Source organism: Bradyrhizobium sp. 2TAF36 (assembly GCF_052114925.1).
GTDB lineage: Bacteria > Pseudomonadota > Alphaproteobacteria > Rhizobiales > Xanthobacteraceae > Bradyrhizobium > Bradyrhizobium barranii.
Genome location: NZ_JBFRFR010000034.1, coordinates 23,751 through 37,231, shown reverse-complemented (window position 1 = coordinate 37,231; position 13,481 = coordinate 23,751). Strand labels below are relative to the sequence as shown.

The window sequence follows — 13,481 nt, the reverse complement described above, 5'->3', positions numbered from 1 at the left end:
ATGGCGAAGCCGCGGAAAACGTCAGCGAAAGGCGTCGACGTCGCGGATTCCTATGCCGTGCGGCTGATGCAGCATCTGGTGGTGCCGACCTTCGTGATCGACCCCAAGCGCCGCGTCGTGATCTGGAACAGAGCCTGCGAGCGGCTGACCGGCGTTCCCGCCGCGGAGGTGATCGGCACGACGAAACACTGGCAGGCCTTCTACGAGACCCGGCGCCCCTGCCTCGCCGACCTGGTCGCGCTCGACCGTCCCGAGCAGCTGCCGGAGTTTTATTCGGAATATGCCGCACGCGGCCACAACGGGCTCGGCTTTTCCGCGGAGAACTGGTGCGTGATGCCCAAGCTCGGCAGCCAGCTCTATCTCGCGATCGACGCCGGTCCTATCCACGACGAGGCCGGCCATCTGATCGCCGTGGTGGAGACGCTGCGCGACCTCACCGATCAGAAGCGCGCCGAGATGGCGCTGAAGGAGCTCGCCACCAAGGACGGGCTGACCGGCCTGTCGAACCGGCGCGCCTTCGACCAGATGCTGATGAGCGAATGGGCTCGCGCCCAGCGGACGCAGAAGCCGATGGCGCTGCTGTTCGTCGACGTCGATCATTTCAAGCTGTTCAACGGCCGGCACGGCCACCAGAGCGGCGACGAATGCCTGCGTGCGGTCGCTGATGTCGTCAGCCGCCACGCCGTGCGCCCGCTCGACCTCGCCAGCCGCTATGGCGGGGAAGAGTTCGCGCTGATCCTGCCCGACATGGATTGCGATGCCGCCTGCGCCATCGCCGAGGAGATCCGCGGTGCCGTCATGACCTTGCGGATCGCTCATGGAGCTGTTGGAGCCGGCGACCACGTCACCCTCAGCGTCGGCGTCGCCAGCCATATTCCCACTGAGGCCGACGGCAGCCCCGACCGGCTGCTGGGTGCGGCCGACGAGGCGCTCTATGCGGCAAAACGGCTCGGCCGCAACCGCGTCATCTGCTCCGAACGCCTGCTGGCCGAGTTCGCGCGCGCCGATCGCGGCTCGCCCGGGATTCAAGTCGCCGCCAATCGCCGGTCCAGCCGCGGCTGACGTTCATCCCACCGAAGGTTCTATTGCGTTCGGCCTGACCAACAGGTGATGTTGCGCCGGAACAACACTCACATTTTCTTCTCGAAAAGCCGCAATTTCTCGGGCGCTCGTTTGAATATAGATAAGTCGTTGCCTGGAGCCGTATTCGCTTTGAAATTTCCCTGTCCATCTCGCAGTGCCCTCCCCTCCGCCAAAAACGCCATCGCCTGGTCGCGAGTGACGGCCGAACCCGGCTCGGCCGCCAAGACCAACCGCTGATGACCGAAGCAGCCGGTTCGTTTCGCGGACGTGTCCACCGCGGAACGCAGCAAATTGGTGGCACCTGCATCGAGCTCGAGGCCGCGGGCGAGCGAATCCTGCTCGACCTTGGCCTTCCGCTGGATGCCGACGGCGCGTCCGACGATCTTCTCCCGCCTGTGGCCGGGCTTCGCGTCGAAGATCCAACCCTGCGTGCGGTTGTCCTGTCGCACGGACACGGCGATCATTGGGGTTTGCTCCCCCTGTGCAGACCCAATGTCCCCCTCGCCATGGGCGCTGCGACCGCGCGCATCATGTGTGCGGCAGCTCCTTTCGTGCCCAACGCCTTCGTGCCCAATGTTTCATTCGAGCTGAACGATCGCAGAACCTTCCAGATCGGCCCGTTCAGCATCACGCCCTATCTTGTCGATCACTCGGCCTATGATGCCTATGCGCTGCTGATCCAGGCTGCCGGCCGGCGTCTGTTCTACAGCGGCGACATCCGTGCGCACGGTCGCAAGGGCGGTCTGTTCGAACGTTTGGTCAGCCATCCGCCCCGCGATATCGACACGATGCTGATGGAGGGGTCGAGCGTCGGCCGTCTCGACGAGCACACGCAATTCCCGACGGAGGACGACATCGAGGCGAGGCTGACCCAGAGTTTTAAACAGCCAGGCTTCGTCATCCTCTCGGCGTCCGCGCAGAACATCGATCGCATCGTCAGTATCTATCGCGCCTGCAAGCGCAGCGGCCGGACGCTGCTGCTGGACCTCTATGCGATGGAGATATTGCGGGCCACCGGCAACGAGCGCTTGCCGAACGCCGGCTGGCCCAATTTGTCGGTCTATGTGCCGGAATATCAGCGGCGACAGATCGCAAGGAACAAGCGCTTCGACCTGCTGGATCCCTACAAATCCGCACGGATCTACCGCGAGCGCATCACCGAGATCGCCGATCGCACCGTGATGCTGTTTCGTCCGGCAATGGCCCACGACGTGGAGGCCGCAAATCTCTGGCCCGGCACCAGAGCGATCTGGTCGCAATGGGACGGATATCTGAAGGACGGTCCTGGCGCCAGACTGAAGGTGGATCTCGCGACACGCGGCGTTCCCATCGAGATCATCCACACCTCGGGCCACGCCAGCATCCTGGATCTCAAGCGGCTCGCGAACGCAATACAGCCGGACAGGCTGGTGCCCGTTCACACATTCGAAGGCGACAGTTTCTCCAGATATTTTGACAACGTCACGCGACGCAGCGATGGCGAATGGTGGGAGGTATGAGATGAGCTTCAGACGCGGAATCCGGGGCGACGACTTTCGCAAGGCACTCGAGACACTCGCCCAGCAGGATGGCTGGTGGAAAGACGTTCTCGCCGATCCCACACTCATCATCGGCATTCGGGACGAATACCTTAACGTCTATTGGCAGGGGCAATCCATCTTCAAAGTGTCATTCAAGGGCGGGAAAGTGACCGCCTCGACGCACGAAAAGTATCTGCTGAATCCGGACTTGAAGGATCAGATTTCGCTCGTCGAGGGGAAGTTCTCCTTCGGCAAGGCCGAGCAAAGGATGCTGACGCGCGACTACGAAGGCGCAGAGACGCTGGCGAAGCTCAAAAGGGCTGCATCGGCCTATTCCGGACAGGAGAAGGAAGGCGTCCACGAGATCGCGACGTCCAATCTCTCCGTCGTCGACGTGGAGATTGCGATCAACGCCTCGGGCATCCCCGGTATCAAGCGGAAGCTCCCCCGCATGGACCTGGCGAACTTCGAAACGACGGCAAACGGCGTCGATCTGGTGTTCTGGGAGGCCAAGATGTTCAGCAACCCCGAGCTGGAAAATCGCGATATTGTCGGTCAGATCGAGGACTATCAGAAGGTGATCGACGCTCACAAGACGGAGATCGATGACAGCTATCGATGGGTTGCGAAGAATCTGGCCAAGATGGCGGAATGGAGCAACGGGCGTCGCAGCGCAGTTGGAGCGATCAGCGCCGTTGCGGAGGGGGGGCAGCTCAACGTGAACAGCGCCAATATCGGACTGCTCGTCTATAATTTTACCGAGGATCAACGCGATCGCAAGGACGAGGGCGGCAAGAGGCTGAATGACAGAGTGATTGAATCGCTCGCGCAGGTGGGCGTGGGCCCGAAGCGGATCAGGTTCAAAGGCACGCCAAAGGGTCTCACCATCTGAGTTGGCACGAGAGAGAAACCTGGCTTTGCCCCTTCCCGAAGACGAACTGCTCACCTTCGCGATCGGCGACATCCACGGCTGCTTTGACAAGCTGACGTCGCTGCTCGCCGCGTGCGAGGAGCTTCGCGGCGAGCGGAGCGCGCAATTTGTGCTTGTCGGAGACTATATCGACCGGGGACCCCAAAGCCGCGAGGTGATGGATTTTCTCGTCGCCAGCGAGGGGAAGCAGGACTGCCCCTTCGTCTGTCTGCGGGGCAACCATGAGGAGATGCTGCTTCGCGCGGCCGACATGGAGCGCACCGACCGCGACCTCATGAATTGGTGGGGCAACGGCGGCGAGCAGACGCTCGACAGCTACGGGATCGACGATCCCGCCGATCTGCCGAGCGAGCATCTCGACTGGATACGCGCGCTTCCGCTGACGAGAATCGAGCATGGGCGGCTGTTCGTCCATGCTGGACTACGGCCGGACGTGCCGCTGGCGTCACAATCCGAGCGGGACCTGCTGTGGATCCGGGAACCCTTCCTGTCGTCGGATCAAGACCACGGGCTTTTCGTTGTCCATGGCCATACGCCGGTCCGGACCGGGACACCCGATCTGCGGGCCAACCGATTGAACCTCGATACCGGCGCCTGCTTCGGCGGCCCGCTCACGGCGGCCGTGTTCGCCACCTCGGAGACGGGCCCGTTGATGTTCGTGACCGATTCCGGCGAGATCTCGGGACCGGCCGCCCTCCGGGATTGAAGAGCGAAGCATAAGACCAGGAATTGGGCGATGCCGGGCGTCCGGGCCCGGGCAAAGCGGAGGTTGCCCACCCCCCGCCAATCGGCTAAATGAACCTCGACTAGCACCCGTAGCTCAGCTGGATAGAGCGTTGCCCTCCGAAGGCAAAGGTCACACGTTCGAATCGTGTCGGGTGCGCCAGTCTCCTTTCTCTTTACCGAGACTGTACTCTTTACCGAGACTGTGTGCGGGGCCGAGATTGTGTGCCGGCTTTTGACGCTGTGACGGCACCATCCATCAAATGTTGCGGCTCGCAATCTGGCCTTCGCAACGTCGCGCGCGCGTCCGGCTAAGCATATCGAATGGAAAAGCGGTCACAAATTTCTGACCAATTGCGCAATTGATTGCACCCTTAAATTGTACTATTGTTCATGGGTTGCGGAAAATGAGCCTGATCGCGGCACGTTTCTGGTCGCGATCATCGGGGCAGGTCCGGTTGTAGGCGTGATGTCGCAGACCGATATCCGGTTATTGTCGGACTGAATCACCCCAGGAGCGCTCGTCCCGCAAGCAATGAGCCAACACTGAACCTGCTTGACGACGTCAGTCCAGTGGCGGCGCCAGGAACAGGGCTTCGCAATCAACCAAGTCGGGAGGGGTGCTTCAGATGAAAACCATCGCCCAGTTCGTCGAGGATCGCATTACGACGCTTTCCGACCTGAAAGACGCACTCCAGACCGCGATGCAATTGGAGTTCTCCACCATCCCGCCTTATCTTTGCGCGCAATGGTCGATCAACAGCGACCCGGGCGGCGTCGGCGGTATGATTGAGGACATTGTGGTGCAAGAGATGTATCACTTTGCCCTGGCAGGCAACATGCTGACCGCGATCGGCGGCGTGCCATCCATTGCCAATGCGACCTTCATTCCGAGCTACCCGACCAATGTCCTGCCCGGAGAAATTCTGCAAAAGTTGCCCGTTGATCTGAAGCCGCTTACGCCAGATCAAGTTCAGGTCTTCATGCAGATCGAGTATCCGGAATTTCCACCGGTTGCGCTCGCCGCAAGAACGGGACCCGCGACGATCGGTGATTTCTACGATGCGATCGCCGAGGGTTTCACCACAGTCAATCCCGCGATCAATGCCAGCGCCTTCGCGGTCAATTCGGGGGAAGCAACGCCGATCAAGAGCATCGCCGATGCGCAGGCGGCGATCCAGCTGATCAAGGCCGAAGGTGAAGGTACGGAAGGCTCTCCTAACCAACCCCCAACCGGTAATGCAACATTCGCCCACTATTATGTCTTCAAGGAAATCTACACCGAGAAAACGCTGGTGCAGGATGCGGCGGGCCACTGGAGCTTTACGGGAGCACCAATCCCGTTTCCGACCTGGTTCGATTTTCAGCAATCGACCGTCACACCGAGTCCGTCGCTTGCGTTCAATCAGGCCCTGTCGCAGCTCTTGATCGGCCTTCAAACTTGCTGGACAAGCGGTACAAGACCCAGCATCGGCGCCATGTTCACACTTCAGTCGCTTGGCACGGACCTCATCCAGCAGGGCATTCGTCCTGAGTTCCTATGGGCGCCTCCGTCGGCATGAACTCCGGATCTGCCGCCGGCCTCCCAGAACAAGCACTCACGTCAGCATCGAGATGATCGACTGGATCTGATCGGAGGCGGACGTCACCAGGGCGTCATACGACGTATGACCGTGCGCGGCAGCCTTCAAAATGCATTCGGCGACAGCGGCTTTCAGACCGAACACCGACTGATCGGCTGGTACGCTCGCCATCACGGTCTCGAGGGCCTGGCGCATGGTCTGAATGAGCTCGGAGCTGTATTGCATTGGCTGTCCTCCGCGCTCCCATGTAGGAACGCGTGCCTAGGCTCGCCACTCACAAGCCTGAGATTGCCCTTTGATGAGCCTTGGACAAATCGCCTCAATTCAAGCGCCAGATGGCCGCATTGAGCAGGCCGGCAAAGGCGACCCAGGCTGCGTAAGGCACGAACAACGCGGCGGCCAGCCTGTCCCGTGACATCTCGATACTGATGTAGGTCACGATCGCAACGAACAGGCAAATGAGTATGACGAGCGCGGCTCCAATCTGGTGCATCGTGAACATCGCCGGAGACCAGACGAAATTGAGCGCCAGCTGCGCGGCCCAGACCTGCATCGCTCGACCCGACGGCTCACGGCGAAAAGTCCGCCAGCCCGCAACCGCGATCATGATGTAAAGGATAGTCCACGCCACCGGGAACGCCCAGTTCGGCGGCACGAAACCCGGCTTGGCAAGGGCCGCATACCATTCTCCCGGAAGATTGGTCGCACCGATCAGCCAGCCGATGCCGACCACACCGACGACGAAGGCCAATAGCTGAAGCATCCATCACCTCGCGCTTCTCTTCGGGCAACTGTATCATCGTTCCATGAGCGAATCCGGCACGGTGACTGGCGATGTCTCGCCCGTCCGCAAGATCATCCATATCGACATGGATGCCTTCTATGCGTCCGTGGAGCAGCGCGACAATCCGGAGCTGCGCGGCAAGCCGGTCGCCGTCGGCGGCTCCGCGGAACGCGGCGTCGTCGCGGCCGCGAGCTACGAGGCCCGCAAGTTCGGTGTTCGCTCCGCGATGCCGTCGGTGACCGCGAAGCGGCAATGTCCCGACCTGATCTTCGTCAGGCCGCGCTTCGAGGTCTACAAGGCGATCTCCAGGCAGATCCGCGACATCTTTGCCGAGCACACGCCAATCATCGAGCCATTGTCGCTCGACGAGGCCTATCTCGACGTGACCGAGAATTTGCAAGGCATCCCGTTGGCGCGCGACGTCGCCTTGCTGATCCGTGAGAAGATCAAGGCCGAGACCGGCCTCAACGCTTCGGCGGGCATCTCCTACAACAAGTTTCTTGCAAAGCTCGCCTCCGATCATCGCAAGCCCAACGGTCAGTTCGTGATCTCGCCGGAGATGGGACCCGCCTTCGTCGAGACGCTGCCCGTCGGCAAGTTCCACGGGATCGGCCCGGCGACCAGTGCGAAGATGAATGCGCTCGGCCTGTTCACCGGCCTCGATATCCGCAACCAGACGCTGGAGTTCATGAATGCGAATTTCGGCAAGTCGGGCGCCTATTACTACTGGATCTCACGCGGCGTCGACGAGCGGCCGGTCCGGGCTAACCGCATTCGCAAGTCGATCGGCGCGGAGACGACGTTCTCGACCGACCTCGACGAATACGGCGCGCTGGCCGCCGAGCTCAAGCCGCTCGTCGACAAGGTCTGGCGCCATTGCGAGACGACCGGCAACCGCGGCCGCACCGTCACCCTGAAGATCAAGTTCGCCGACTTCGAGATCATCACGCGCGGCAGGTCCGTCACAGCGCCGGTTGCGGGCCGGGACGACCTGGAGCGGCTGGCCTGCGGCCTGCTCGAAGCCGAGATGCCGCTGCCCAAGCGCGTCAGGCTCCTGGGGGTATCGCTGTCTGCCCTCCAGGACGGCGACGATGCGGAGCCGCAGCTGACTTTCGGCATTTGAACCAGCCTGGAAAGCCCCGCCGCGAACGCGAGATCCTTGTCCGCGGCGCGGCTCCAAACCAGTCATGGAAGGTGGCGGGATTTTCAGACCCGCCACCCGTAGAAGCCGATCCGCTCGGGCCAATCAATGCCTCACATGCTCGAACACGACGATCACACCCGTCGGCTCCGGCTCATGGGCCATCAGGCGCGTGAGGTCGGCATCGCTCCAGTCGGCGAGGCTGACGACTTCGCCGGTCTGGCACTCGGCGCTGACCGACGGCGTCGGCTCGAGCACCTTCAGGCCCGTTTCGTCGACGAAGAAGGTGTGTTCGCCGAACATGCTGTTGAGCTGCGGCATGGCGGGATGTTCGTCGGGCAGCACCTGGGCGCCGAGTTGGTTGACGGTCTGCTTCACCTGTTCGGATGTGAGCTTCATGCGCTGCTCCGTTTCTGTCGTGCCGGGTTTCAGTGAGTTGAGCCAAAACGGGCGTTCCCTGCGCCTGTGTCGCCTGGCTCAAATTCCCGAACGGGTGTTGCGCACGAATGTTCCGGAAAAATGCATTTCGTGATCGCGAGTTTCATCTGCCGCGCTCACGGCACGGGATCGCCACACGATGCACATGATCCGCCTGTCGATGCCGCTATTCGACGGCTTCGACGATCCGGATGTCGCGGTCGGCACCGTCGCCGAGCAGGTCGTGAGCGGCCTTGTAGGCGGGACTTTCATACGCCGCCTTGGCTCGCTCGACGCTGTCGAACTCGATGAGAACGACGCGTTCCATCAGGCCATGCTCGTAGGCCGCAACCGGCATCCCGCGCGCGAGCACGCGTCCACCGGCGGCCTCGATGGCCGGACGCGACAGCTTGGCATAGGCCGCCATGGCGTCGGGGCTCTTGATCGCGCGATAGGTCGCAACCCAATAGGCTTTTGCCATTTTTGTTCTCCTGGTTTCTCGTGACTTAGTGTTCGCCTCGGTTCTCGCCAACCGAGAGCGCGCAGATGCGTGACAGATATGTGTATGGCAGACCGGTCTCCTCGGCCCACGCGTTGAACTGTGCCTGCACCTTTGCGAGATCGCCCTTTGATTTGACCTCTTCGGCGATGTCGAGGCCGGCATCGCGCAGGCAGGCGACGACATCCCTGGAGGTGACAAAACCATCCCAGCCGACGAAGCGCAGCAGCATCTGCCCGGTGTTGCCGCCGAGCCGGCTGCCGCGCTTGGTGAGGAGATCGAGAAGGCCGACCTCGTTGGATGGCGGCCATTTCGCCAGAAACTTGCCGAAGCTGCCGTGCTCTTTCGCGATCTCCTGGACGAAGGCCGCGTTGTCGCGCACCGACATGATTTTGGCGCCGTTGCGCACGATGCGCGCGTCGCGCAAGAGGCCCTCCCAATAGTCCTCGGGCTGGAAGGTGAGCTTGGCCGGCTGGAAATGCAGGAACACCTCTTCAAATCCGTCCCATTTCGAATCGATCACGCTCCAGGCAAAACCCGCGCAAAACACCCGCCTGGTCATCTCGGCGAGGATGCGATCGTCGCCGAGCTTGGCCAGCCCCTTCAGGTCGGGCTTTTCGGGCATCAGCTTGTCCAGTGCCTTGGGGCCGCCCTTGCGTTTCTCGGCGCGGGCACGAATGGTCTTGAAGGAGGTCATGCGGATACGGGCGTTTGAGGATGCGCCACGACATCAGAATTCGATGACACGGTCCAGCCCCGCGGTGCCAGGCTACTTGCGCACGCCAATGCACCGCAGCATGCGGCCGGCCATTGGCCTGACGAAGAAAGCAGCCATTCTGGTCTGCTTCTTGCTTTGTAAATAACGTTTTGGAATTTCCAGACCTTTTCAAACCCGCCCATGGATTTTCAATGCGTTGCCTGGTCGTGGCCGATTTGCACTACTCGCTGCCGCAGCTCGACTGGCTGGCCAGCGCGGCGCCGCAGTTCGACCTCGTGATCTTCGCCGGCGATGCACTCGACATCGGCTCGATGGTGGATTTTCGCGCGCAGATCGTGGTGGTGAAGAAATACCTCGCGTTGCTCGCGGCGCAGACCCGCGTGATCCTCTGCTCCGGCAATCACGACCTCGACGAGCGCAATGCGGAGGGTGAAAAGATCTCGCGCTGGATCTCGGAGGTGCGGGAGCTCGGGATCATTTGTGACGGCGACAGCCTCACCATCGGCGACACGCTGTTCACGGTGTGCCCGTGGTGGGATGGCCCGCTGGTCAAGCAGCGCATCGTCGCGCAGCTGCGCGACGCCGCCGCCAACCGTCCGCAGCGCTGGATCTGGGCCCATCACGCGCCGCCGGCGAATTCACCGACGAGCTGGGGCGGCAAGCGCTTCTTCGGCGATGTCGATCTGGTGCAGTGGATCATGCAGTATCAGCCGTCGATGGTGATCTCGGGCCATGTGCACCAGTCGCCCTTCATCGCCGACGGCTCGTGGTTCGACCGGCTCGGGCAAACATGGGTCTTCAACGCCGGCCTGCAACCGGGCCGGCCGCCCACGCATATCGTGCTGGATCTCGCTGCGGACAAGGCGTTCTGGCTGGCTGCGGGCGAGGCGCAGTGGATCGACCTCGGCGCGCCGCTGAAGCGGCCCGCAAACACCGTCGAGGAGCCGCCGGACTGGCTCACATCCTTGGATCGGATTGCCGATCCGAGCCTGGCGACACCTCGAGCGGTGGCAGGTTGATCATGCTCTGGAGCACCTCGCCGACCATGGCGAGATGCGTGCCGTGGCCGGCATATTGCCGCTTGAGATCGGCCAGATAAGTGTTGGCGACGTTGAGCCGCTGCGCCAGCGTGCGCGCGAGCAGCAGCGCGACCTCGGGCCGCTGGATGAGGAATGACGCCGCGTCCTCGAACTCATAGATGACCGAATCCGAGCTGGCCCGCACCGTCGCGGTGTGCGGCAGCCCGAGCAGCACGGACATCTCGCCGAACACGGCGCCGGGCTCTGTGATGGCCGCGACCACCGTGTCGCCCTTGAGAACGTCGAGCTTGCCCTCGACGAGCACGTAGAGGTGGCCGCTGCTGGTGCCGCCCTCGGTGACGACCGACGTGCCGGCCTTGACCTGCCGCTCCGTTCCGCCGGTGCAATGATCCAGAACTGCGCGCATCGCCGATGCTCCCATCGCTGGGGAAATCCAGGCGATACTAGAGCACGATCCGTGCCAGGCGGCAACGCGCGGACGGCTATCGCGACAAGCGCTTTGCGAGGTGAACCGACTGCCAGTCTCCGAGGCCGGTATCCCGGAAGCCCGCCTTCTTTGCCAGACCGCGCATCTCGGCATTTGTCCGCGCAGTCTCGGCGGCGATCATCTCGTGGCCAAGATCGGTCGCACGCGTCTCCATCGCGGTCATCATCTGCAAGCCAAGGCCCAGGCGCCGGAACGCATCGGCGACCGAGATGGCAAACTCGCCATGCCGTGCAGGCGCATCATAGGCGTAGTTCGCTTCGCCGATGATGGTGTGCTGCCCATCCTGCCTGACTTCGGCGAGCAGGGTGAAATGACCGGGCCGGCCCGTCCTCGCCACGCATTCGGCCGCGACCAGGACGAAGTCGGTACGCGCGCCCATGAAGCGCTTGTTGCGCGACGTCGTGGACAGGCCGGTGAAATAGACCGACAGGTTCTCGACGTCGGATACGCTGGCGGTCCTGATGCAGACCATGCCCTTCGCTTCGACCAGTTCGACCGGCTCGACGACGGCTCCCGGAAACAGCTGTGACATGCGTGATGCTCTCGGCAGGTTGCGTGGACCGCACACCTAACCGAGACCGCGCTTCCGCGGCTTGGACACCACTGCCAATCATGCGGCTGAAAACGAACAGCTCGTTGTCCCGTGCCGTGCATCACACACGGGAGAGTGACGGCACCTCGTCGGGCATGATCGCTTGGAGGCCGCCGAAGCGGCGCTCGCGGCCGTGGAACGACGCCAGCGCCGCGGAGAGATCGCCCGCGTCGAATTCGGGCCACATCCGCTCGGTGAAGTGCAGCTCGGCATAGGCGCCTTCCCAGAGCAGGAAGTCCGACAGCCGCTTCTCGCCGGAGGTGCGGATGATGAGATCGACGTCGCGCAGGCCGGCTTCACCGGTGACGAGCTGGGAGAAGGCTTCGCGGGTGAGGCTCGTCAGTGCCGCCGCCTTCGCTGCGGCGTTGAGGATGGCATCGCGCGCGGAATAGTCGACCGCGATGCGCAGGTGAAGCGTGCCGCCCTGCGCGGTGGCGTCCTCCGCGCGCGYGATCGCATTGGCGATGCCGTCGGGCAGACGGTCGCGGCGGCCGATCACAGTGAGGCGCACGCCGTTCCTGGCGAGGCTCTGCACCTCGTTGGCGAGATAGAAGCGCAGCAACGTCATCAGCGCGGCGACTTCGGTTTTCGGCCGTCGCCAATTGTCGGTGGAGAAGGCGTAAAGTGTCAGCGTCCCGATGCCCTGCTTGGGTGCGGCCTCGACGATGCGGCGGATCGCCTCCACGCCGGCCTCGTGGCCGCGCAGGCGCGACAAGCCGCGGCGCGTCGCCCACCTGCCGTTGCCGTCCATGATGATGCCGACGTGAAGCTTCTCGTTGCGAGAGGTCATGTCGCTTTGCATTGCAAAGTCTCCGGTCAAAAAAGGGGGGATCAGGTCGAGATGATACCGAGACGGCCGAGCGGCGGCGCGTCGCGGCCGGCGGCCTTGGCGGCGTCGCGCACCAGCCGCTCGAGCACGGCGAGATAGTCGAGGAAGCGGCGGCGGCCGGCCTTGGTCAGGCGGCAGGTCGTGTGCGGGCGGTTGCCCTCATAGCCCTTGGTCACCTCGACGAGGCCGGCCTCCTGGAGCACGGCGAGATGCCGGCTGAGATTGCCGTCGGTGAGGCCGCAGAGCTGCTTGAGGTCGGCGAATGCCAGGCCCTTCGGATGCGCCATCAGCGAGGTCAGAAGCCCGAGCCTCGCCTTCTCGTGGATAACGCGGTCGAGCCCTTCATAGGAAAAGGGTGCGCTGTCAGTCTTCGACATCATGGTCTCCGGACGCGAAATACAGAATGCCCGCCATCACCGACTGCCCGATCACGAAGGGCAGCCCCATGGTCCACGGCGATAGCGTGTGAGTCCGGCTCGCGAGCACCACGACCGCGAAGCCGGAAATGAAATACCAGGCGCCGGCGAGCGCGACGGTGCGCGGCAGCGAGCGGACGGAAGCGAAAATGCCGAGCGACACCAGGATCTGCCACAGGCCGGGCAGCAGCCACAGCGTCTCGCTCGCGAACTTCCACATCACCACCGCGAGCAGCACGCCGGCGACGCCCGCGGGCAGGAACTGCTCGACCGCCTGATGGATCATGGCATCGGCCAGGCCGGAATGATGACGGCGCGAGCGCGCGCGCATCTCGATGCCGATCATCAGAACGGAGAGCACCGCGGCCATGAACCAGCCGAAGAAGAAGCCGACCGGCTCGCTTGTGGGATCGCCGAGCAGCCAGAATTGGAGGATTGCGGTAAGAAGCGCGACGGCGCCCGTCGCAGCGATCGTCGCCGGGCCATAACCGCGGAACGCCGTGCCCGCCGCAATCTGGTTGCGGATCGCCACGATGTCGGCCAGTGCCTTGTCGAGATCGCGCATTGGCAACGCCAAAACCCCGCTCCGCCCAATTGTCCGGGACCGCCCGCCCCGCTACTTTGTATTGCAAAGTATATAGCACCGCAAAGTAAAGGCAAGCCCGGCGAGGAGGTCCTGTCCGGACAAACAACTGCCGATTGCACTGCGTATCCTCCC

At 63.0% G+C, this 13,481-nt stretch carries 18 protein-coding genes and 1 tRNA gene; 8 read left to right on the top strand and 11 right to left on the bottom strand.

All coding sequences use genetic code 11. The features are described from left to right. Positions 1-1,062: a sensor domain-containing diguanylate cyclase gene (locus AB4Z51_RS20770; protein WP_441497874.1), complete on the top strand. Its 1,062-nt coding sequence runs from the start codon at positions 1-3 to the stop codon at positions 1,060-1,062. Positions 1,063-1,130: 68 nt separating this feature from the next. Here AB4Z51_RS20770 and AB4Z51_RS20765 read toward each other — a convergent pair whose 3' ends face one another. Beyond that, complete coding sequence (locus AB4Z51_RS20765) at positions 1,131-1,547, bottom strand: hypothetical protein (RefSeq protein ID WP_441497899.1); 417 nt, start codon at positions 1,545-1,547, stop codon at positions 1,131-1,133. On the opposite strand from AB4Z51_RS20765, the gene AB4Z51_RS20760 reads away from it, so the two are divergent. The 5 genes from AB4Z51_RS20760 to AB4Z51_RS20740 all read left to right on the top strand — a co-directional run bounded on the left by AB4Z51_RS20760 (position 1,440) and on the right by AB4Z51_RS20740 (position 5,819). Further along, a complete protein-coding gene (locus AB4Z51_RS20760) occupies positions 1,440-2,582 on the top strand; it encodes an MBL fold metallo-hydrolase (protein WP_441497896.1) in 1,143 nt (380 codons plus the stop codon). The two genes, AB4Z51_RS20765 and AB4Z51_RS20760, sit on opposite strands and share 108 nt — an antisense overlap. Beyond that, a complete protein-coding gene (locus AB4Z51_RS20755) occupies positions 2,560-3,495 on the top strand; it encodes a hypothetical protein (RefSeq protein WP_441497873.1) in 936 nt (311 codons plus the stop codon). Before AB4Z51_RS20760 ends, AB4Z51_RS20755 begins: the two co-directional genes overlap by 23 nt. 25 nt (positions 3,496-3,520) lie before the next feature. Next, a complete protein-coding gene (locus AB4Z51_RS20750) occupies positions 3,521-4,240 on the top strand; it encodes a metallophosphoesterase family protein (RefSeq protein WP_441497872.1) in 720 nt (239 codons plus the stop codon). Positions 4,241-4,343: 103 nt separating this feature from the next. Further along, positions 4,344-4,420 (top strand) — tRNA-Arg (locus tag AB4Z51_RS20745). Between the two features lie 466 nt (positions 4,421-4,886). Next, positions 4,887-5,819 (top strand): ferritin-like domain-containing protein, encoded by a 933-nt coding sequence (locus AB4Z51_RS20740; RefSeq protein WP_166347686.1) that lies wholly within the window; start codon positions 4,887-4,889, stop codon positions 5,817-5,819. A 36-nt stretch (positions 5,820-5,855) separates the two neighbouring features. On the opposite strand, the gene AB4Z51_RS20735 is transcribed toward AB4Z51_RS20740, so the two are convergent. Together AB4Z51_RS20735 and AB4Z51_RS20730 are read right to left on the bottom strand one after the other, a co-directional pair. After that, positions 5,856-6,065, bottom strand: coding sequence for a hypothetical protein (locus AB4Z51_RS20735; protein WP_014491045.1), 210 nt, complete (start codon positions 6,063-6,065; stop codon positions 5,856-5,858). Positions 6,066-6,159: 94 nt separating this feature from the next. Continuing rightward, positions 6,160-6,603: a TspO/MBR family protein gene (locus tag AB4Z51_RS20730; protein WP_175627419.1), complete on the bottom strand. Its 444-nt coding sequence runs from the start codon at positions 6,601-6,603 to the stop codon at positions 6,160-6,162. A gap of 43 nt (positions 6,604-6,646) precedes the next feature. Here AB4Z51_RS20730 and dinB point away from each other — a divergent pair, with 43 nt between their 5' ends. Beyond that, a complete protein-coding gene (gene dinB, locus AB4Z51_RS20725) occupies positions 6,647-7,747 on the top strand; it encodes a DNA polymerase IV (RefSeq protein WP_166347683.1) in 1,101 nt (366 codons plus the stop codon). Positions 7,748-7,870: 123 nt separating this feature from the next. On the opposite strand, the gene AB4Z51_RS20720 is transcribed toward dinB, so the two are convergent. From AB4Z51_RS20720 to AB4Z51_RS20710, 3 genes are all read right to left on the bottom strand, one after another. After that, positions 7,871-8,164, bottom strand: coding sequence for a hypothetical protein (locus tag AB4Z51_RS20720; RefSeq protein ID WP_166347680.1), 294 nt, complete (start codon positions 8,162-8,164; stop codon positions 7,871-7,873). Between the two features lie 205 nt (positions 8,165-8,369). Then, positions 8,370-8,663, bottom strand: coding sequence for a DUF1330 domain-containing protein (locus tag AB4Z51_RS20715; protein WP_166347677.1), 294 nt, complete (start codon positions 8,661-8,663; stop codon positions 8,370-8,372). A gap of 25 nt (positions 8,664-8,688) precedes the next feature. Then, positions 8,689-9,378 (bottom strand): DNA-3-methyladenine glycosylase I, encoded by a 690-nt coding sequence (locus AB4Z51_RS20710; protein WP_166347674.1) that lies wholly within the window; start codon positions 9,376-9,378, stop codon positions 8,689-8,691. Between the two features lie 212 nt (positions 9,379-9,590). Here AB4Z51_RS20710 and AB4Z51_RS20705 point away from each other — a divergent pair, with 212 nt between their 5' ends. After that, complete coding sequence (locus AB4Z51_RS20705) at positions 9,591-10,418, top strand: metallophosphoesterase family protein (RefSeq protein ID WP_166347671.1); 828 nt, start codon at positions 9,591-9,593, stop codon at positions 10,416-10,418. Here the strand turns inward: AB4Z51_RS20705 and AB4Z51_RS20700 are convergent. From AB4Z51_RS20700 to AB4Z51_RS20680, 5 genes are all read right to left on the bottom strand, one after another. Continuing rightward, positions 10,357-10,845, bottom strand: a complete 489-nt coding sequence (locus AB4Z51_RS20700; RefSeq protein ID WP_166347668.1) for a Crp/Fnr family transcriptional regulator — start codon at positions 10,843-10,845, stop codon at positions 10,357-10,359. The genes AB4Z51_RS20705 and AB4Z51_RS20700 overlap by 62 nt on opposite strands. A gap of 76 nt (positions 10,846-10,921) precedes the next feature. Continuing rightward, positions 10,922-11,458 carry a GNAT family N-acetyltransferase gene (locus AB4Z51_RS20695; RefSeq protein WP_166347665.1) on the bottom strand — a complete coding sequence of 179 codons (537 nt, stop codon included), beginning with the start codon at positions 11,456-11,458 and terminating at the stop codon, positions 10,922-10,924. A 121-nt stretch (positions 11,459-11,579) separates the two neighbouring features. Next, positions 11,580-12,320, bottom strand: a complete 741-nt coding sequence (locus tag AB4Z51_RS20690; protein ID WP_441497871.1) for a di-trans,poly-cis-decaprenylcistransferase — start codon at positions 12,318-12,320, stop codon at positions 11,580-11,582. 29 nt (positions 12,321-12,349) lie between these two features. Then, positions 12,350-12,724 carry a winged helix-turn-helix domain-containing protein gene (locus AB4Z51_RS20685; RefSeq protein ID WP_063985952.1) on the bottom strand — a complete coding sequence of 125 codons (375 nt, stop codon included), beginning with the start codon at positions 12,722-12,724 and terminating at the stop codon, positions 12,350-12,352. Beyond that, positions 12,711-13,328, bottom strand: a complete 618-nt coding sequence (locus AB4Z51_RS20680) for a hypothetical protein (protein WP_028155350.1) — start codon at positions 13,326-13,328, stop codon at positions 12,711-12,713. Before AB4Z51_RS20680 ends, AB4Z51_RS20685 begins: the two co-directional genes overlap by 14 nt. Positions 13,329-13,481 lie beyond the last annotated feature (153 nt).

Bases quoted from the DNA above. Each gene is read 5' to 3' on its own strand.
- AB4Z51_RS20770 (WP_441497874.1), top strand. From the start codon at position 1: ATGGCGAAGCCGCGGAAAACGTCAGCGAAAGGCGTCGACGTCGCGGAT.
- AB4Z51_RS20765 (WP_441497899.1), bottom strand. From the start codon at position 1,547: ATGATCGCCGTGTCCGTGCGACAGGACAACCGCACGCAGGGTTGGATC.
- AB4Z51_RS20755 (WP_441497873.1), top strand. From the start codon at position 2,560: ATGGCGAATGGTGGGAGGTATGAGATGAGCTTCAGACGCGGAATCCGG.
- AB4Z51_RS20740 (WP_166347686.1), top strand. From the start codon at position 4,887: ATGAAAACCATCGCCCAGTTCGTCGAGGATCGCATTACGACGCTTTCC.
- AB4Z51_RS20735 (WP_014491045.1), bottom strand. From the start codon at position 6,065: ATGCAATACAGCTCCGAGCTCATTCAGACCATGCGCCAGGCCCTCGAG.
- AB4Z51_RS20730 (WP_175627419.1), bottom strand. From the start codon at position 6,603: ATGCTTCAGCTATTGGCCTTCGTCGTCGGTGTGGTCGGCATCGGCTGG.
- dinB (WP_166347683.1), top strand. From the start codon at position 6,647: ATGAGCGAATCCGGCACGGTGACTGGCGATGTCTCGCCCGTCCGCAAG.
- AB4Z51_RS20720 (WP_166347680.1), bottom strand. From the start codon at position 8,164: ATGAAGCTCACATCCGAACAGGTGAAGCAGACCGTCAACCAACTCGGC.
- AB4Z51_RS20715 (WP_166347677.1), bottom strand. From the start codon at position 8,663: ATGGCAAAAGCCTATTGGGTTGCGACCTATCGCGCGATCAAGAGCCCC.
- AB4Z51_RS20710 (WP_166347674.1), bottom strand. From the start codon at position 9,378: ATGACCTCCTTCAAGACCATTCGTGCCCGCGCCGAGAAACGCAAGGGC.
- AB4Z51_RS20705 (WP_166347671.1), top strand. From the start codon at position 9,591: ATGCGTTGCCTGGTCGTGGCCGATTTGCACTACTCGCTGCCGCAGCTC.
- AB4Z51_RS20700 (WP_166347668.1), bottom strand. From the start codon at position 10,845: ATGCGCGCAGTTCTGGATCATTGCACCGGCGGAACGGAGCGGCAGGTC.
- AB4Z51_RS20695 (WP_166347665.1), bottom strand. From the start codon at position 11,458: ATGTCACAGCTGTTTCCGGGAGCCGTCGTCGAGCCGGTCGAACTGGTC.
- AB4Z51_RS20685 (WP_063985952.1), bottom strand. From the start codon at position 12,724: ATGTCGAAGACTGACAGCGCACCCTTTTCCTATGAAGGGCTCGACCGC.
- AB4Z51_RS20680 (WP_028155350.1), bottom strand. From the start codon at position 13,328: ATGCGCGATCTCGACAAGGCACTGGCCGACATCGTGGCGATCCGCAAC.